This is a genomic window from Bacillus massiliigorillae, from assembly GCF_000380245.2.
Classification (GTDB): Bacteria; Bacillota; Bacilli; order Bacillales; family DSM-1321; genus Bacillus_AD; species Bacillus_AD massiliigorillae.
Genome location: NZ_HG428741.1, coordinates 3,144,241 through 3,164,154, shown reverse-complemented (window position 1 = coordinate 3,164,154; position 19,914 = coordinate 3,144,241). Strand labels below are relative to the sequence as shown.

The 19,914-nt window shown below is 35.4% G+C and carries 18 protein-coding genes; 16 read left to right on the top strand and 2 right to left on the bottom strand.

The window, feature by feature from the left end; all coding sequences use genetic code 11:
* Nucleotides 1-21 precede the first annotated feature (21 nt).
* Nucleotides 22-834, bottom strand: coding sequence for an undecaprenyl-diphosphate phosphatase (locus TX86_RS14645; RefSeq protein ID WP_042349521.1), 813 nt, complete (start codon nucleotides 832-834; stop codon nucleotides 22-24).
* A 186-nt stretch (nucleotides 835-1,020) separates the two neighbouring features.
* Between TX86_RS14645 and TX86_RS14640 the strand changes: the two genes are divergently transcribed.
* Both TX86_RS14640 and clpB read left to right on the top strand, forming a co-directional pair.
* Entirely contained in the window at nucleotides 1,021-1,200 is a 180-nt protein-coding gene (locus TX86_RS14640; protein WP_042349520.1) for a YjzC family protein, read from the top strand.
* A 170-nt stretch (nucleotides 1,201-1,370) separates the two neighbouring features.
* Nucleotides 1,371-3,959 carry an ATP-dependent chaperone ClpB gene (gene clpB, locus TX86_RS14635; RefSeq protein ID WP_042349517.1) on the top strand — a complete coding sequence of 863 codons (2,589 nt, stop codon included), beginning with the start codon at nucleotides 1,371-1,373 and terminating at the stop codon, nucleotides 3,957-3,959.
* Nucleotides 3,960-4,099: 140 nt separating this feature from the next.
* Here clpB and TX86_RS14630 read toward each other — a convergent pair whose 3' ends face one another.
* Nucleotides 4,100-4,285: a YjzD family protein gene (locus tag TX86_RS14630; RefSeq protein ID WP_042349515.1), complete on the bottom strand. Its 186-nt coding sequence runs from the start codon at nucleotides 4,283-4,285 to the stop codon at nucleotides 4,100-4,102.
* A 374-nt stretch (nucleotides 4,286-4,659) separates the two neighbouring features.
* Here TX86_RS14630 and TX86_RS14625 point away from each other — a divergent pair, with 374 nt between their 5' ends.
* From TX86_RS14625 to TX86_RS14560, 14 genes are all read left to right on the top strand, one after another.
* Nucleotides 4,660-5,382, top strand: coding sequence for a hypothetical protein (locus TX86_RS14625; RefSeq protein WP_042349513.1), 723 nt, complete (start codon nucleotides 4,660-4,662; stop codon nucleotides 5,380-5,382).
* 115 nt (nucleotides 5,383-5,497) lie between these two features.
* Complete coding sequence (locus TX86_RS14620; RefSeq protein ID WP_042349512.1) at nucleotides 5,498-6,226, top strand: hypothetical protein; 729 nt, start codon at nucleotides 5,498-5,500, stop codon at nucleotides 6,224-6,226.
* A gap of 21 nt (nucleotides 6,227-6,247) precedes the next feature.
* Nucleotides 6,248-6,439 carry a ComZ family protein gene (locus tag TX86_RS14615; RefSeq protein WP_042349511.1) on the top strand — a complete coding sequence of 64 codons (192 nt, stop codon included), beginning with the start codon at nucleotides 6,248-6,250 and terminating at the stop codon, nucleotides 6,437-6,439.
* A gap of 675 nt (nucleotides 6,440-7,114) precedes the next feature.
* On the top strand, nucleotides 7,115-8,359 hold the full coding sequence (locus TX86_RS14610) for a cation:dicarboxylate symporter family transporter (RefSeq protein WP_042349510.1): 1,245 nt from the start codon (nucleotides 7,115-7,117) through the stop codon (nucleotides 8,357-8,359).
* Nucleotides 8,360-8,548: 189 nt separating this feature from the next.
* Nucleotides 8,549-9,487 carry a beta-ketoacyl-ACP synthase III gene (locus tag TX86_RS14605; RefSeq protein WP_042349509.1) on the top strand — a complete coding sequence of 313 codons (939 nt, stop codon included), beginning with the start codon at nucleotides 8,549-8,551 and terminating at the stop codon, nucleotides 9,485-9,487.
* Between the two features lie 37 nt (nucleotides 9,488-9,524).
* Nucleotides 9,525-10,763, top strand: a complete 1,239-nt coding sequence (gene fabF / locus TX86_RS14600) for a beta-ketoacyl-ACP synthase II (RefSeq protein ID WP_042349508.1) — start codon at nucleotides 9,525-9,527, stop codon at nucleotides 10,761-10,763.
* Nucleotides 10,764-10,914: 151 nt separating this feature from the next.
* Nucleotides 10,915-12,264, top strand: a complete 1,350-nt coding sequence (locus tag TX86_RS14595; RefSeq protein ID WP_042349506.1) for a TrkH family potassium uptake protein — start codon at nucleotides 10,915-10,917, stop codon at nucleotides 12,262-12,264.
* 231 nt (nucleotides 12,265-12,495) lie between these two features.
* Nucleotides 12,496-13,299 (top strand): DUF2268 domain-containing putative Zn-dependent protease, encoded by an 804-nt coding sequence (locus tag TX86_RS14590; protein ID WP_042349505.1) that lies wholly within the window; start codon nucleotides 12,496-12,498, stop codon nucleotides 13,297-13,299.
* 4 nt (nucleotides 13,300-13,303) lie between these two features.
* Nucleotides 13,304-14,299, top strand: coding sequence for an ABC transporter ATP-binding protein (locus TX86_RS14585; protein ID WP_042349504.1), 996 nt, complete (start codon nucleotides 13,304-13,306; stop codon nucleotides 14,297-14,299).
* Nucleotides 14,300-14,316: 17 nt separating this feature from the next.
* Nucleotides 14,317-15,321 carry an ABC transporter ATP-binding protein gene (locus TX86_RS14580; protein WP_042349503.1) on the top strand — a complete coding sequence of 335 codons (1,005 nt, stop codon included), beginning with the start codon at nucleotides 14,317-14,319 and terminating at the stop codon, nucleotides 15,319-15,321.
* Complete coding sequence (gene opp4A, locus TX86_RS14575) at nucleotides 15,318-17,030, top strand: oligopeptide ABC transporter substrate-binding protein (RefSeq protein WP_042349502.1); 1,713 nt, start codon at nucleotides 15,318-15,320, stop codon at nucleotides 17,028-17,030. Before TX86_RS14580 ends, opp4A begins: the two co-directional genes overlap by 4 nt.
* 29 nt (nucleotides 17,031-17,059) lie before the next feature.
* On the top strand, nucleotides 17,060-18,025 hold the full coding sequence (opp4B, locus tag TX86_RS14570) for an oligopeptide ABC transporter permease (protein ID WP_042349501.1): 966 nt from the start codon (nucleotides 17,060-17,062) through the stop codon (nucleotides 18,023-18,025).
* Between the two features lie 20 nt (nucleotides 18,026-18,045).
* Nucleotides 18,046-18,948: an oligopeptide ABC transporter permease gene (gene opp4C, locus TX86_RS14565; RefSeq protein WP_042350520.1), complete on the top strand. Its 903-nt coding sequence runs from the start codon at nucleotides 18,046-18,048 to the stop codon at nucleotides 18,946-18,948.
* Between the two features lie 194 nt (nucleotides 18,949-19,142).
* Nucleotides 19,143-19,895, top strand: a complete 753-nt coding sequence (locus tag TX86_RS14560; protein WP_042349499.1) for a YjbA family protein — start codon at nucleotides 19,143-19,145, stop codon at nucleotides 19,893-19,895.
* Nucleotides 19,896-19,914: the final 19 nt, after the last annotated feature.

The following is a 19,914-nucleotide window of genomic DNA, read 5'->3' as shown; positions in this document are numbered from 1 at the left end:
GATTCAAACTGCTTTTAATTTTTAGCTAAAAATTAGGACAGCTGCCCCGACGATGAAGCAATAAATGGCGAAATAGACAAGGTTTCCTTTTGCCATAATGTTCATAAACCAACGAAGTGAGAAGTATGAAGCAATTAATGAGCCGAAGAATGCTAATGTATATGGAATAGCTAAAGTACCAAGTTGAGGGTCTTGAAAAATATCACTTAAAGATAAAATCATCCCGCCTAAAGAAACAGGAATGAATAGTAGGAATGAGAAACGTAATGCTGTTTCTTGCTTTGTTCCTAAAGACATCGCTGCAACAATCGTAGCTCCAGAGCGGCTAATGCCCGGTATTAATGCGACTACTTGAGCTAAACCAATAATGATTGCATCTTTTAATGATAAGTCGCTATCGTTTTTGCGACCGCGTAAATTACGAATTGACCAAAGAGCAACACCGGTTACAATAAGTGCAATACCAAGCGTGGTAATGCCTTTTAAGTTTTCTGATATGTAATCCTCAAATAACACACCTATTACGCCCGCTGGAATAGTAGCAACAATCAAATACATAATAAAACGAAAATCCGCTTTCGCTTTTTCTTCTCTTTTTGTTACATATAAGTAACCATTTTGCATTAAGCGCCATATATCTTCACGATAAATCAGTAAGACAGCAATAAGAGATGCGGAGTTCACAAGTAATTCAAAACTCATTCCTTTAATTTCAATGCCGAAAAAGTGTTGCATTAACACGAGATGGCCGCTTGAAGAAATAGGAATTGGCTCAGTAAAGCCTTGTACCACTCCTAAAAATAAATACTTAATCATAAGTAGTAATTCTTCCACAATAATCCTCCGGTTGTTAATAAGTATTTATACCCCATTCAATTTAACACTATTAGCTTAACCAAAGTAAAGGTAGTTCAAGAAAAAATCATGGTCTTCTAAGTGTTAAAAATAGGAATGTTCATGGATTTAAATAATCTTGGAGATAATATGAAGGCATGTACTAATAGAAGGAGGTAAGCAGATATGGGACAATCACGTCATTTTAAACATGGGCAGAAAGCCCCTAATAATGGTTATTATGTTGAAGTTGGTGAAACGGGAAGCATGGTAAAAGATCCGAAGAAAATACATTTAAAAGCGGGCGATTCTTTCCCTGAAGTATCCAATCAGAATCGTCATTGGACATATCAAAGAAAGCCATAAGGTGTAGATATTTATAAAAAGGCGCCATCCTCATGCTAGGATGGCTTTACATATAGTATAAACAATGTATAATGTAATCAAAGGTCAAAAAAGGTCAAATTCGTCAAAAGTGATTAGTTTTTTTAAATAAGGGTATATGGGAAAAAGGTTTTATATTTGGAGGGATAGAAATGGATCTTAATAAGATGACCGAACGAGTTCAGCAAGTATTTCTAGGTGCACAACAACTGGCGCAAAGCCAACATCAGCAGGAATTAAAGATTGCTCATTTGCTTGTAACGATGGTTGATCAAGAAGATTTCATGTTACTTCGAGTATTAGAAGCTCAAAACATAGACCTACAAGCATTTACAAATAAACTTAAACAATTTCTAGCACAACAACCGCAAGTATCCGGTAATGTGCAATTATATATGTCTCAAAGACTTCAAGAAGCAATCGATCAAGCGTGGAAAGAGGTAGAAAAGCTAGAAGATGAATATTTATCAATCGAGCACTTATTACTTGCTTTCTTCTCAAGTTCTGCAGCGGAAATAAAAGAAATTAAGCGACAATTCTCATTACAATCAAAGAAAGTTTTAGAAACGATAAAAGAAATAAGGGGGAACCAAAGAGTGACTAGTTCTAATCCTGAAAATACGTATGAAGCTTTAAAGAAATATGGACGTGATCTTGTAGAGGAAGTGCGAAATGGAAAATTAGATCCTGTTATAGGGCGTGATTCTGAAATTCGTAATGTAGTACGTATCCTTTCTCGTAAAACGAAAAATAATCCTGTACTAATTGGGGAACCAGGTGTAGGTAAAACGGCTATTGTCGAAGGATTAGCGCAACGTATTGTACGTAAAGATGTACCGGAAGGGCTAAAGGATAAGACGATTTTTGCACTTGATATGAGTTCACTCGTAGCTGGAGCTAAATTCCGAGGCGAATTTGAAGAACGTTTGAAAGCCGTTCTAAATGAAGTGAAGAAAAGCGACGGTAAGATTCTATTGTTCATTGATGAACTTCATACCATTGTAGGTGCAGGTAGAACAGATGGTGCTTTAGACGCAGGAAATATGTTAAAGCCGATGCTTGCTCGTGGTGAATTACATTGTATTGGGGCGACTACACTAGATGAATATCGCCAATATATAGAGAAAGATCCAGCTCTTGAGCGTCGATTCCAACAAGTACTTGTTAAAGAGCCAGATGTAGAAGACACGATTTCTATTTTGCGCGGATTGAAAGAGCGATTTGAGGTGCATCACGGTGTTCGTATTCACGACCGTGCACTAGTGGCGGCAGCGACATTATCAAATCGTTATATCACAGAACGATTCCTCCCTGACAAAGCAATCGATTTAGTGGATGAAGCATGCGCAATGATTCGTACAGAAATTGATTCAATGCCAACGGAATTAGATGAGTTAACAAGAAAAGTTATGCAACTTGAAATTGAAGAAGCTGCTCTTAAGAAAGAAGACGATGAACAAAGTAAAAAACGTCTAGGAGTCCTTCAAGAAGAACTTGCAAATTTGAAAGAAGCAGCAAATAGTATGAAGTCACAATGGGAACTTGAGAAATCAGGATTGCAAAATATTCAACATAAACGTGAGCAACTAGAGACGTATAAACGTCAATTAGAAGAAGCTGAAAATAATTATGATTTGAATAAGGCAGCCGAGCTTAGACATGGTAAGATTCCAGCATTAGAAAAAGAAATCATGGCTCTTGAAGATGCGGTGAATAATAAACAAAATGACAACAAGCTTCTCCGTGAGGAAGTTACAGAAGAAGAAATTTCATCCATTGTTGCTAGATGGACAGGTGTTCCTGTAACACGCATTATGGAAGGAGAACGTGAAAAATTACTACGCCTTGAAAGTGTGTTACATGAACGGGTAGTTGGTCAAGATGAAGCCGTACAAATCGTTGCTGATGCCGTACTTCGTGCTCGTGCGGGTATTAAAGACCCTAGCAAGCCTATTGGTTCCTTCTTATTTATGGGACCAACAGGGGTAGGTAAAACAGAACTTGTAAAAGCATTAGCAGAAGCGCTCTTTGATAGTGAAGATCATATGATTAGAATTGATATGAGTGAATATATGGAGAAACATACTGTTTCTCGCTTAATTGGAGCACCTCCAGGGTATGTTGGTTTCGAAGAAGGTGGTCAATTAACTGAAGCGGTTCGAAGACAGCCTTACTCTGTAATCTTATTAGATGAAGTAGAAAAAGCGCATCGTGACGTATTTAATCTATTGTTGCAAATTCTAGACGATGGTCGAATTACAGATTCGCATGGGCGAGTGGTTGATTTTAAAAATACAGTAATTATTATGACATCTAATATAGGTTCAGCTTATTTAATTGAAGGAGCAACACCTGAAGGAATTAGCGAAGAAGCACGAAATGCAGTTATGTCTGAATTGAAAATGCATTTCCGACCTGAATTTTTAAATCGTATTGATGATATTATTATGTTTAAACCATTATCTATTGATGAAGTTACGAAGATTGTCGATTTACTTATGAAAGATCTTCAACATCGTCTGGCAGAACGATCTATTAAAGTTGTCTTGAGCGATGATGCAAAAGCGTTTATTGCAAATGCTGCGTATGATCCAATTTATGGAGCACGACCATTAAAACGTTATATTCAAAAACATGTTGAAACAGCCTTAGCGCGTCAATTAATCGCTAAGGGTGCAGTTGAAAATATGACTGCAAATATAGCTGTAGAGAATGATCAATTAGTAGTAAATATTGAATAGTCATGAGCATAAGTAATAATACTTGCAAGAAGGAAGTATAGTAATACGAAAAAAGAGGCAAAGCGTATGCTTGCCTCTTTCTACCTTAATGGCTTTGACTATAAGTAGTCTAACTACAATAATAGTCAAAGTGTTACAAATTAATGATGTTGTTCTACAGGATCATTTGGTAGAAGCAATGGTACGATGCAAACTAAAATAGAAACAGGAATAGTTAGAACTAGTCCATTATTAAAGTCATAAGCAGCACCATTCATAGAGCTAACTACATAAACGATCATTTGTAATAACAAGAACACCCAAAAAAACGTTACTAAAAAACGCATGTTCTTCACCTCTTATGTTCGTCAATACATTATATATTACCATATTTCATTACCCTAAGGAAATGACTTTTACCACTTTCAAGATGTTATTTAAAGAAAGTATTAATTATTCTGATAAAGGTAAGAAATAAGTGTAACACTTATTAGTATAGCATAAAAATCTTAACCATATGTATAGGAAGAAGAATAACGAAATCCACTTTTTTCCTTATTGATATTGAATTTTATAGTTCGGTAGTTTAAGATTATCTAAATAAATGCGAGAAGTTTGTCTCATATTGTAGTTTTTGTGCGCTTGTTTTGGACATAACGCCGTAACATTTTCTACTTACTACATATAATTAAGAGAAAGAATTAATAGAAAGGATTGGCCAATGATGCTGCGAAGCTTTCAATATGATGGACAATGGAATATTATATATTATCCGCAGAAGCCGAGTGGTTTTTCGGTATTCATTATTGGAGATCATCACCATTATGTCAAGAACAATGATAGTTTTTGGCTGCGCCATCCAGGTAGATTACAGATAATTGAACAATTACAGCAAGAAGGTTATACCGGATTTTCATCAAACCTTTATGGTGAACATTGGGGGAGTAAGAAAGCAGTAGGACTCGCTAAATCGCTCTATCATTTAACGATGAAAAGTGAAATATTAAATGAGAAAATTCATATTTTGGCTGAAGGAAAAGGAGCATTAGTTGCGTTACAGCTGATGCAATCTTTATCATCAAATATTCGCTCAGTTGTTCTGTTAAATCCGTGTTTGTCACTTAAAGCTAACTGGAAGAAGGAAAAAGAGAGAAAAGTGTTTTATCAACCATTTATTAAAGGTGTATCAAAGGCGTTTGGAACAAGCCGAACAGATTTAGAAACATCTTTTGATGATGTTATAGATTTACAGATTAATACCTCCATTCCCATCAAAATTATTCATGTTCTTGGCAATGATTCGAAAGAACAGTTCGAACTATATAAAAAAGTGCAATCAAGCAATCAAGCGGAAACAGAAATCATCTATTTGCTTCCAGAAAAACGATATAAAGTAGCGACGGAAGTAACAAGATTCTTTCATAAGTATGAATCGATACTTTAGTGAATACGATGATGAGTAAGAGCCACACAGTAATTTTTCCTGTGTGGTTTTTTACTTTGACTTGCATACAATAAAGTGAATGTGTTAAATATTGTAGACAATGGGGGATTAATGGATGACCAAAAACATTGTCATTGGTGTGTATCACTTCTTTGGTTTTCATATATGTAATCATCTACTTAATCAAGGTCACGAAGTTATTGGTGTTGAATGGGAAGAATGTATGGCCGAATACCGTGATGAAAAAGCGATGTTGTTTAATCGGAATGCTAATTTTACGTTAAAGACGCTCGAAGACAAACTGAATTTAGAGCAAGAACATCTAATATGCGTTAATTTATATGACCATCTAGAAACTAAAGATACTAATGAACTATGGGGGAAAGTTGTTTCTATCTTAAATCAAAGTAGCCATCCTCAAAGTCGTATACTTATATTTTTACCTGAAAATATGAATAGTAAAATGAATGAGTGGAAACAAACATTGCAAACTAATTCAATAATTCAGTGGGTTTATGTAGGGAAATTATATGGTCCTTGGCTGGCAGAACAAGATTATCAAGAATTACAGAGCTTTTCACATGCTATTTATGTAGATGATTTTTGTAAGGATTGGACACGGTTACTTACCTTACAAAAAGAAGAGATTCATGTTGTAGGAGAATATCAGGATGGTTGGAGAGAGCAGCTTACGAAAGGAATCAATACAGAAATAAAAAATCAAGAAGAGATCAGTGAACCGACATTCATGATACAAGCATATACAAGCTTGAGAAGCGGCTTACAAGCAATGAAAGACCATGAAGAGAAGCTGAAGATGTTACAAGAATGGAATGAACTTTGAATTCAGAGAGGAGTACGAATAATGAAACGTAGTCATCAAAAGGAGTTTATGAATATTGCCATGAAGCATTTTCCAGAAGGGAAGGAGAAATTGAAATCAGTTGGTATTGATATTTCTCTTAGTATGCTACCTATATTTATGGACTTATTTACTAAAGTGATGGAGGAAGCATACGAATTAGGGAAACGTGATGCTTTAAAGTCCAAATCGTAGTTCTTGTCAGTAGGGAAATTTGTTATTGAATGACTAATTAAATAAGGGCGGTTTTTCAAAGTTCTAAGTGTGTAGTACCAACTACGTTTAGGGCTATTTTTTTTGAAGAAAATAAAGTCATTCATTTCTTACTAAGGACTAGATTGAACAAGATAAGTAAAAAATTCAATGAAAAGTGTATTATGTGTTATTTACAGATTTATAAGTGAGATGTAAAGATAGAAATATATAGTTTAAAGTATATAGAAATAATGCTTGAAAAAGAAAATACACATTTCTTGTAATAAATTGATTTTTTAGTATAATTAAAAAAAGAAAAGTGTATTATGATTAATCCTATGTATATTATCGATAGGTAATTCACAAGTTTAGGTAAATGGATAGTTTGAAAACACATTAAAATAATAAGTGAATTTTCTGATAAAACATTTAGGTTTACCTATATTTTAGGTTATTAGAGTGCTAATTGCTTATAGCGGTTAGCATTCTTATTCTCTTAAGAGATAAATTGAAAACAATTATGGTGTAAACGGTTTCAAGTTGTTGGTGTTAAGGGGGAAATAGATAAAGTGAAAGAATCTTAAAATAATAATTATATTTTTAAGAGCCTTTTGTAATATCTTTTTTATATATCTTTTGGGAGATACATACATCTAGAGTAAAGGGGAAAAGTCTATGAAAAAAAAGAAATTAAGTTTAGCTACACAAATTATGATTGGTTTGATATTAGGTATTATTGTAGGTGCGATTTTCTATGGTAGTGAAACAGCACAAACCTATTTACAGCCATTAGGAGATATATTCTTACATTTAATTAAAATGATTGTTGTTCCAATTATTATTTCAAGTATTATCGTTGCAATTGCAGGTGTTGGTGACTTAAAAGCTGTAGGTAAATTAGGAGGTAAATCAATCCTTTACTTCTTTTGTGTTACACTGACAGCTATTGCAATCGGACTAATTTCAGCTAACATCTTCCATCCTGGTGAAGGATTGAATATGGACAAGCTTGAACAAAGTGATATTTCTAAATATGTAGATACTGCAGAGGCAGAAGGGCATACCTCCGTAATAGATATGATTGTTCATATTGTTCCACCAAACCCATTTGAAGCAATTGCTTCAGCTGACATGTTAGCAATCATTTTCTTCTCAGTTATGTTTGGTCTTGGAATTGCAGCAATCGGTGAGAAAGGGAAGCCAGTATACGATTTCTTCTCAGGTACCTCCCAAGTTATGTTTTATATTACAAATTTAATTATGAAATTCGCACCAATAGGGGTATTTGGTTTAATTGGTGTAACAATTTCTAAATTTGGTTTAAGTTCATTAATACCTCTTGGTAAACTAGTAATTACTGTATATGGTACGATGATTTTCTTCATTTTAGTCATCCTAGGTATTATTGCAAAAGTCGTAGGATATAGTATTTTTAAACTGATGAAAGTACTTAAAGAAGAATTAATTTTAGCGTTCTCTACAGCAAGCTCTGAATCCGTTCTACCTAGAATTATGGATAAAATGGAGAAAGAGGGATGCCCTAAACATATTGCAACATTTGTAATTCCAACAGGTTATTCTTTTAATCTTGATGGGTCAACATTGTATCAAGCGATAGCGGCATTATTCATTGCCCAAATGTATGGTATTCATTTAAGTATTTTCGAACAAATTACGTTAATGTTTGTATTGATGATTACATCTAAAGGTATTGCAGGTGTTCCTGGTGTATCATTTGTCGTTTTATTAGCAACTTTGGGTACAGTCGGAATTCCAGTGGAAGGATTAGCGTTCATTGCTGGTATTGATCGTATTTTAGATATGGGACGTACAGTAGTAAACGTTATGGGGAATGCCCTTGCTTCAATTGTTATTTCAAAATCAGAAAAACAATTTAATCCGCCAGTAAAAGCAGAATGATTTTAATAAGTGGCGTCCTAAAAGTGATTGAAAATCGCTTTTGGGACAGCCTCTTTTTTATGTGATAAAGTATTAAATTGAAAAAAGTGACTTGCATCGAAAGCTGTAATTAGGTAAAATTAGTACCAAGTCATAACATTTGATAATAAACGTTCACATAAATTATAGAAGAGAAAAGGGGCTGCGATTATGAATGCTGGTATCCTTGGAATTGGAAGATACTTACCTGAAAAAGTGGTTACAAATAAAGATTTAGAAAAAATGATGGATACATCTGATGAATGGATTAAAACAAGAACAGGAATTGAAGCAAGGCGCCTAGCAAGTGATGATGTTGATACATCACATATGGCATATGCAGCGGCTTCAAAAGCTATTGAAAATGCTAATATTAAAGCGGAGGAAATTGATTTAATATTAGTTGCAACGGTTACTCCTGATCAACCGTTTCCATCTGTTTCTTGTATGATTCAAGAACAATTGGGAGCGAAGAAGGCTGCAGCAATGGATATAAGTGCTGCTTGTGCTGGATTTATGTATGGGATGATCACAGCTCAACAATTTATACAGAATAATGCGTATAAGTATGTTTTAATAGTAGGTGTGGAAAAATTATCGAAAATCACAAATTGGGATGATCGAAACACTGCTGTATTATTCGGCGATGGAGCAGGTGCTGTTGTTATGGGACCTGTATCTGATGGTAAGGGTATTCTATCATTTGAATTAGGTGCAGATGGTACAGGTGGTAAGTATTTATATCAAGATGAAAATGACCACATTTACATGAATGGTAGAGAAGTATTTAAATTTGCTGTTCGTCAAATGGGTGAATCTTGTGTAAATGTACTAGAGAAAGCAGGTCTTCAAAAAGAAGATGTTGATTTCTTAATTCCACATCAAGCGAATTATCGCATCATGGAGGCAGCAAGAACAAGATTAGAATTACCTCTAGAAAAAATGTCAAAAACGATTCATAAATATGGAAACAACTCTGCAGCATCCATTCCAATTGCTTTAGCAGAAGAAGTTGAAGCAGGTAAAGTGAAAGATAACGATTTAGTTATCATGGTAGGCTTTGGTGGCGGCTTAACATGGGGCGCTATTGCTTTGAGATGGGGCAAGTAGAAACGATTTAAATGAAAAAACTAAGGAGCTGACATGAATGAAAAGGCGTGTTGTTGTAACTGGCGTTGGTGCAGTTACACCTTTGGGAAATAATGTAGAAACATCTTGGGATAACATCAAAAAAGGTGTATCTGGTGTTGGACCATTAACGAGATTAAATAGTGATGAATATCCTGCTAAAGTAGCAGCAGAAGTAAAAGATTTCTCGATTGCTGAATATGTAGACCGTAAAGAAGCACGTAAAATGGATCGCTTTACTCATTATGCGGTAGCAGCAGCTAAGATGGCTGTTGAAGATGCAAAATTAGAGATTAATGATGATAATGCGAATCGAGTAGGTGTTTGGATTGGGTCTGGTATCGGTGGAATGGAAACGTTCGAATCACAGTATGAGACTTTCTTAAATAGAGGTTATCGTCGTGTAAGTCCATTCTTTGTACCTATGATGATTCCTGATATGGCTGCTGGTCAAGTATCTATTTATTTAGGTGCAAGAGGCGTTAACTCATGTACGGTAACAGCTTGTGCAACAGGAACAAACTCTATTGGAGATGCTTTTAAAGTAATCCAACGAGGCGATGCAGATGCAATGGTAACAGGAGGAACAGAAGCTCCAATTACGAAAATGTCTGTAGCAGGATTCTGTGCTAATACAGCACTATCAACAAATCCAGATCCAAACACAGCTAGCCGTCCATTCGACGCTAACCGTGATGGATTTATCATCGGAGAAGGTGCTGGTATTGTTGTATTAGAAGAACTAGAACATGCACTTGCTCGTGGCGCTAACATTTATGCGGAAGTGGTTGGATATGGTTCAACAGGTGATGCATATCATATCACTGCTCCAGCTCCAGGCGGAGAAGGTGGCGCACGTGCGATGAAGATTGCTGTTGAAGATGGTGGACTTAAACCAGAAGATATTGATTATATTAATGCTCATGGTACTAGTACGCCATACAATGATAAATATGAAACAATGGCAATTAAAGAAGTATTCGGTGACCATGCATATGATTTAGCGGTAAGTTCAACGAAATCAATGACAGGACACTTACTTGGTGCAGCAGGTGGAATAGAAGCAATCTTTACGGTATTAGCGATTAAAGAAAGTATTCTTCCTCCTACAATTAATCTAGAAACACCAGATCCAGAGTGTGACTTAGATTATGTATCAACAGGAGCACGTCCAAAAGAAATTCGTGCAGCTTTAAGTAATTCATTAGGCTTTGGTGGGCATAATGCTACACTTGCTTTTAAGAAGTTTGAAAAATAAAGACAAAGAAAGACGGTCACTATTTAGTGTCCGTCTTTCTTTGTCTTTATTTTATGATGCGTATGAATCAACCAATTTTTGAGCAAGATTAAGAAATAGTCTGCTTATGAAAAATGTTGAATAAACATTTCAAGTTTGAAAGGATTTCATAATGAAAACAAGACAAATCTTGAATAAATTGTCTCCCGCTCGCATTATCGTTTTGTATTATTTTTTAGCAGTAACGATTTCAACCATCTTATTTCGTTTGCCAATTGCACTGCAAGATGGCGTAGAACTATCCTTAATCGATGCTATATTTCTTGCTGTTAGCGCTGTTAGTGTGACTGGACTATCGGTTGTAAATATTACAGAGACTTTCAGTGTACCAGGTTATTTTATATTAATGTTTGTTCTACAATTTGGTGGTATCGGCATTATGACTTTAGGTACATTTTTATGGTTAATATTTAGAAAGAAAATCGGCTTTAAAGAACGTCAACTCATTATGACTGATCAAAACCAAGTATCTTTTTCAGGGCTAGTGTACTTATTAAAACAAGTATTAATATTATTTATTACTGTCGAAGCGATTGGTTCCATCATTTTAGGATTTTATTTAATGAGAAATTATCATACAATTTCGGAAGCTTTATTACAGGGGTTATTCATGTCAATTAGTGCTACAACGAATGCAGGATTTGATATTGTAGGGAGTTCGTTAGTACCCTATGCGCATGATTACTTCATCCAATTAGTTAATATCACATTAATTATATTCGGCTCAATTGGCTATCCTGTTTTAATTGAATTAAAGCATTTTTTAATGCAAAGATCTAAAAATCAAGTATTTCATTTTTCGTTATATACAAAGCTAACAACTGTTACATTTTTTTTATTAATTATTCTTGGAACAATCGCAATTCTTGCATTGGAATATTATCATTTCTTAGCCGGGAAAAGTTGGCATGAGAGCTTCTTTTATGCGTTATTTCAATCTGTCACAACGAGAAATGCAGGTCTTGCGACGATGGATGTAAGTGAGTTTACGAATGCAACTCTTTTCATTTTATGTGCTTTAATGTTCATTGGAGCTTCTCCTAGTTCAGTTGGTGGCGGAATACGAACGACTACATTTGCTATTGCGATATTGTTTCTATTTCACTATGCACGTGGTAATCAAAATATTAAAGTCTTTAAGCGTGAAATACATGAGGACGATATAAAGAAATCACTTGTGGTCATGATGATTGCACTGATAGTTTGTGCAACAGGGATTTTCTTGCTAAGTATTTCAGAGCCATTTTCTATTATGGAAATTGTCTTCGAGGTATGCTCGGCATTTGGTACGACGGGTTTATCGTTAGGAATAACAGCAGATTTATCAATGTTCGGTAAAATCGTAATAATTGTCTTAATGTTTATTGGGCGAGTAGGAATCCTTTCATTTATATTCATGCTAGGTGGAACAAAAGAGCCTGATCACTATCGTTATCCAAAGGAAAAAGTCATAATTGGCTGATATATGAATTTGTTAGAGGGAATGTCCGAAAAGTAATTTTTCGGACATTTTCTTTTTATACAGGAATATTAGTGTGGATTATGAGCAGTGAATGCGAAAACATGAGTAGTGAATCAATCATTAGACAGTAAACTCTCTAGCTTTTTTACGTTTCTAATCATGATATGTACTATCGTCACATATAATGTAGCAAGCGTTCTATTCGATAAAAATAAAAGAGCAGGTGAGAATATGGGGGTTGAAAATACACGTGAATGGCTAAAAGAGCATAGTAACAGCCCGCTTAAGCTATGTAGTAAATTAACTCCATATTTTGGTGACACTACGGAAGAACAGGTATATGAGTATCTTCAAGGATTTGGCATGTACACATCTAGCTCAAAGGTAGAAAGTGATTTGGAAACGTTGGTTGAAAAAGATGTGTGGTCACATATAGAGCGACTATTTAATTTGTATAGAGAAAAATGGAATGGGGCAGATATTCCGATATTTATCATTCCACACAAAAGGCAGAGTTTTTTTTCGAATGGGCATCATAAGTCAGGATTAGCATTCCCAGACAAATTATTTCTTTTTTTATCACCAAAGACGAGTATGGATGATCGTGAAGCATTGTTTGTACATGAATACCATCATGTTTGTCGTTTAATAAACCAAAAGAAGAAAATCGATACGTATACGCTTGCTGATTCTAGTGTATTAGAAGGGCTTGCGGAATATACAGTGCAGACCATTAAAGGAGAAAAATATTTAGCGCCGTGGACAAAACAGTATTCGATTGAATTTCTGGACCGCTTTTGGAAAGCTCATTTTGAAGAGAACTTAACAGTTACACGAAAAGATAGAAAGCATGATCAAATCATGTTTGGTAAAGGGAAGTACCCCGCAATGATTGGTTATTGCATGGGATATTATTTAGTAGATATGTATGTGCAGACACATTCGTTTTCTGTAAAAAAGTCTTTTCGCTTGTCGTCTGATGAGATAATCAAAAACTACCGAGAGATTAAAAAGAAAAAAGATAAAAAGGAGTAACAGCATGACTAATCACTCCTCGAATCATTTGTTAGAAATCAAAAATTTAGAAGCTGGATTTATGATTGATGGTGCTTATTATAATGCGGTTAATCGAGTATCGCTGCTAGTAAAATCGAATACTATCATTGGTGTAGTAGGTGAATCAGGATGTGGCAAGAGTGTTCTCTCGCTTTCCATCATGAAACTATTGCCAAAAGACAGAAGTAAAATCAAAAACGGTGATATTTTTTTTGAAGGGAAGAATATAGGTGAATTTTCTGAAGCTGAAATGAATACTCTTCGGGGCAAGGAGATATCGATGATTTTTCAAGAGCCAATGACATCATTAAATCCTGTTTTTACGATTGGTTATCAATTGAAAGAAGTGTTCATGAATCATGAGAAAAGTTCTAAGAGGAATATAGAGACACGTTGTATACAACTATTGAAGAAGGTTGGTATTGGTAGAGCTGAAGAGGTGATGAAAGAGTACCCATATCAATTATCTGGTGGGATGAGGCAAAGAGTTATGATTGCGATTGCTATAGCTTGTCAACCGAAACTCCTCATAGCAGACGAACCTACTACTGCACTAGATGTCACTGTACAAGCTCAAATTCTGCAATTATTAAAAGATTTACAGGCAAAAAGTAAAATGTCTATTTTATTTATTACACATGACTTAGGGGTGGTAGCAGAGATGTGTGATGAGGTGGTTGTAATGTATGGAGGTCAAATTGTAGAAAGAGCAACGGTGGATCAGTTGTTTTATAATCCGAAGCATCCATACACCATTTTACTTCTTGATGCAATGCCTTCCCTTACTAAAGAGGTTGAAGTTTTATCATCTATTAAAGGAATTGTACCTTCTCTTCAAAATATGCCACAACAAGGTTGCCGCTTCGTTTCACGCTGTCCAAATGCTTTAGAGAAATGTAAAACTAGTACACCATCATTACGTAATGTTGAACAAGGTCATGAAGTAGCTTGTTTATTATATGAATCAAATGTACGGTAGGCTGAGGTGAGTAACCAATGAATATAGTAGATAGTAGGAAACAAGATATTCTACTAGATGTTCGTAATCTTAAAAACTATTATCCTATCAAAGGTCAATTATTTGGACAATCTTCTCGTTCTATTAAAGCTGTAGATGATATTTCTTTTACGATTCGTAGAGGAGAAACATTAGGATTAGTTGGAGAATCAGGTTGTGGGAAATCAACAACTGGAAAATCAATATTACGTCTAAACCAACCGACAGCAGGAAAAATATTTCTTGACGGTAAGGACATTACTCACTTAACGGGGTATGAGCTCCGGCGAGTAAGAAAAGATTTGCAAATGGTGTTTCAAGATCCATTCGCTACGCTTAATCCTAAACATATGGTAGGGGATATAATCGCTGAGCCAATTCGAAACTATGAAACTAAAAATAAACAGAAGTTGAAAAAACAAGTACTACAATTATTAGAGCGAGTAGGGCTACCAAAAGACGCTTATTATAAATATGCTCATGAATTTTCAGGAGGGCAAAGACAAAGAATTGGTATAGCGAGAGCGCTGGCGTTAAAGCCAAAGCTAATTGTAGCGGATGAACCTGTCTCTGCGTTAGATGTATCTGTGCAATCACAAATCTTAAATCTACTTAAATTATTACAAGAAGAAGATCAGCTTACGTATTTGTTTATTGCTCATGATTTGAGTGTTGTGAAGCATATGAGTCATCGTATTGGTGTTATGTATCTCGGAAATATTGTGGAAATGGCGGATTCAGCATCTGTATATAGCAACCCTCTTCATCCATACACACAAGCATTATTATCTGCCATCCCAGAACCGGATCCACGAAAAAGAAAAGACCGAATCGAGATAAAGGGTGACATACCAAGTCCTAGTAATCCTCCACCAGGGTGCCCATTTCATCCAAGATGTCACCATGCTATGTTTCAATGTTCACTTACTAAACCGAAATTACAAGCAATCAAACCAGGACAACTAGTGGCTTGTCATCTATATGATAATGGAGGGAGAGGATGAAGAAACGAATAGTAGTGCTCCTGCTATGCTTAGTTGTTTTTGTTTCGGCATGTAGTGGAGAAACGCAAGTGCAAGTCAATCAAGCGAAGCGTAATGTTATTAATGATAGAGAGAAAGTTATTACATACGCTTATCAACAACCTTTTAAAGGTGTGTTTTCAAATGTGTTTTATACAGGAGAAGATGATGCGAATGTTCTACAATTCATCACAGAAAGTGTTTTTCAAGTTAATCCTAATACATTGGAAACAGAACCATATTTAGCAGATTGGGAATTATCAACGGATCATACCGTGTTAACGATTAATTTAAAAAAAGGTATCAAATGGCATGATGGAGTAGAACTGACGATTGAGGATTTAATTTATGCTTGGTATTTAATTGCTGATCCTGAATATCCAGGAAGTCGCTTTTCTAATGTATCTATGATTAAAGGGGCAAAGGAATACAAGCAAGGGCGTTCAAAGAGCATTGCAGGGATTCGTTTGATTAATCCCTACAAAGTAGAAGTAACATTAACGGAACCGAAAAATAATGTTATTTCGAATATATGGTCCACTCCTGAACCAAAGCATTACTATGGAGACATATCTCCGAAAGATTTAGAAAATGCCAAGCAAGTTAGACAAATGCCGATAGGTACAGGACCTTATAAAGTGGCGAGAATTATTCCGGGAGAAAGTGTTGAGCTTGTTCGAAATGATGAATATCATCAGGGTAAACCAGGATTAGATCGAATTATTTACAAAATCGTTGATGGAACAATTGCTCAAGGGTTGCTTGCAAATGGTGAGGTCGATTTAATGGAAGCACCTGCCGATCAATGGGAGTCTATTCGAAAATTGCCTAATATCGATACAGCGGTAATGCCGGCATTATCATATGCTTATATCGGATTTAAGTTTGGAAAGTGGGATTCGAAGAAGAACAAAGTTGTATCTTCGAATAATAAATTTAAAAATAAGAAATTACGGCAAGCAATGGCGTATGCATTAGATAGAGAATCATATGTGAAATATTTAAAAAACGGTTTAGGTAAAGTGCTTAATACACCAATGCCTTCAGTATCTTGGGCAAAAATACCTGATGAGCAAATCAATGCATATGAATACGATATTGATAAAGCGAAAGCGTTATTAGATGAAGTGGGTTATATAGATATAAATGGTGATGGTTATCGAGAAGATCCCAATGGGGAACGATTTGTTATTAAGCTTGATCATATGTCCGGTTCGGAAACTTCCACTGTCCGTGCTCAATTTTTAATTCAATCATGGAAGAAGATTGGACTGCTTGTTGAATTAAATGGTGGCGGTTTAAAGGAATTAAATACATTCTATAGTGCAGTAGAGAAGGATGATCCATCAGTTGAGGTGTACGCTGGTGCTTGGGGACTTTCAGTTGATCCAGATCCAACCGGTTTGTGGAAGTCTGATAGTTATTGGAATTATTTGCGCTGGAGTAATAAAAAATCAGATGAACTAATTGCAAAAGGTCTTCAATTCCCAAAGGACCCTAATGAAGATGTGAAAGAATATCGGAAAGAAGTCTATTATGAATGGCAGAAGCTGATTAATGAAGAGCTTCCGATGATTTTTTTAGATCAATATTATAGTGCATGGGCAATCAATAAACGTTTGAAGAATGTGACATTAGCTACATATGGCATTATTACTACGAATATATGGAGATGGACAATCGAAGAATAGAAGCTTCAAGAAGTAAGGGGAATAAATATATGGTTCAATTCGTGTTACGAAGAATAATTGGTATGATTCCTATTCTTTTTCTTCTTTCTATTGTGGTGTTTACATTAGCGAAATTAATGCCGGGTGATGCATTGACGGGAAAGATTGATTATTTGAACACAGACCCGGCGTATGTAGCTGAAACGAGAGCGAAATATGGATTAGATGATCCTATTTATGATCAATATGTACGTTGGATTAGCGGGGTGATAAAAGGTGACTTTGGTGAGTCATTTGTTCATAAAATGGATGTTATGGAGCTGATTGGTTCTCGTCTACCAAATACGATTTTGTTAGGTATTCTTTCGTTATTCATTACGTATGTTTTGGCTTTTTTAATGGGACGTTATTCGGGAAGGCATCCTTATAGTCTGGGTGATTATAGTATCGCTTTGTGGAATTACTTAGCCCTTGCTATTCCTAGCTTTGTCGCCGCGCTGCTCGCTATTTATATATTTGCTATTAAACTTCAATGGGTTCCGGCAAGTGGGAGTATTAGTATGGATTATGAGCAAGGAACAATTGTCTATATACTAGACAAGCTAAGGCATACAATCTTACCTGCAATTGTGCTAGGAGCCATGACAACTGCTTCTTATACGCAATTTTTACGTAATGATATGATTGAGAATTCACATCAAGATTATGTGCGGACAGCGCGAGCTAAGGGCACGAAGGAATCGCATATTTATAATAAGCATATTTTACGTAATTCTGTTATTCCGATTGTGACATTAATAGGATTTGATATTGCAGGCTTATTTGGTGGTGCTGTGGTGATTGAATATATTTTTACGTACCCTGGTATTGGTTCTTTGTTTATTGAATCGGTTAATTCTCGGGACTATTCTGTTGTGATGGCGATAACGATGATGTTAACGGTAATGACTTTACTAGGGAATTTGTTAGCAGATATTTTATATGGGCTAGTAGATCCAAGAATTCGTTTAAGGTAGGAGGCAAACTCATGAGGTCGATGAAATCACAGTCCAACTCATCGCTCGAATATAAGCGACGAATGAAGCAGTCACCTTGGAGTATTGCTAGACAAAAGTTTACAAGAAACATTATAGCGATGAGTAGCATGATTATTTTTGTCTTTATCGTTGGTATTAGCTTATTTGCGGAGCCATTGTCAAAACCGTTAGTTGAAACAGAAGAAATTCACTTAGAACAAATGAGCCAAGCGCCTTCTGCACACTATATATTAGGAACGGATCAATCTGGTCGTGAAGTGTGGCCAAGACTTCTACATGCTGGTCATACCTCACTCAATATCGCATTTTCCATTACATTGCTTGCTATAACAATTGGAACGATTATCGGAGCAATTGCCGGCTATTACGGTGGAATGGTTGACTATTTACTTATGCGTTTCACCGATTTTGTGATGGTTTTTCCATTTATCGTTTTAGTGATTGTTGTGAAATCAATTTTTGTAGACACAGGGATTGGTACGTTTATTTTAGTTGTTGGTTTGCTTAGTTGGACGGGGACTGCAAGAGTTGTTCGAAGCAAAGTAATGGCTGAAAAAGAAAATGAGTATGTCATGTCAGCTATATCAATTGGTTGCGGTTCTCTAAACGTAATTATTAAACATATTCTGCCTAATATACTATCGACTATCATTGTGAAAGCAACATTGCTTGTTGCGACAATGATTGTAGCAGAAACGGGCTTAAGTTATTTAGGGTTTGGTGTTCCAATGAATATTCCAACATGGGGGAATATGGTGCAGGAAGCAAGAAGTCCAGATGTCTTGGCGAATAAATGGTGGATTTGGATGCCGCCTGCTGTCATGCTGACGCTCACTATACTTTGTATAAATTTTATTGGAGAAGGATTAAAAGATGCTTTTAATCCAAAATCAAGTAAATGAATAATTATAAATATTTTCCTGAAAGTATAATTAGTTTGTACTCTAATGAAAGAGGTATATATGATATAAAGGGTAGTTCGGAGTTGAAATTGTTTATGTGAACTTTCAATATAATAATGATAAATAACGAATATTTTTTTTAACTACTGACTATACTTATTGACAAATAGTTTCCAATAAGTGAGGGGTAAAACATGTTATATCTCCATGATGTATGGGTAAATTGGTTTGAAGGTGAAGAAAACGGTTATAATATTTGTCACTTTCATGAGTGGAGAAAAGAGGACGGAATTGAGCTATTAGATCAAGTTCCTTTATTGAAAGTTTCTTCTGCACTATTTGAATTCATTGAAAATAACTTAAGTGATGTGCCACAAGAATTAATGGAAGAAGTTTACCAAAAAGCGTTTTGTAGAAAAAATCATGAAAGAATACAGCTAGAATATTGTTTTGTGATGTCAGACGGTAAGGGAATTATGGCTATTGATACGATGGGCTATCAAATTCCAATTCGAAAAAGTAGACTTATTCCGAGACAAGAGCAGCTTGTTTATGACATGATTAAGAATGCGCCAGAAAAGGAATACGATGTAGTAGCTAAAGCTGACAGCAAAGGATATCATATTCTTTCTCCTGAACCGACAACAATGCAAGGATTAACTCGTAAAGAAAGACAATTGAAACAGCTATTATTTATGGCATTAGATCAACTACATACGTCGAAAAACACCGCCGAAATTCGTTATTGGTATACGGAATGGTCTCCAGATAAATATTCGTATATTCAACATTTAGATTTTGAAGATGCATGGCATGAGCTTTTTGAAGAAACAAAAAGTGGATGGACAGGTAAGCACGAGCTATTGTGTGAACGTATTATTAAAGGACAACCATTTTTTGAAAAGCTATGGGAAATTGAGGTAGGAGATCGTCCATCGATGTTATAAGCTAGTACAAAATAAAAAA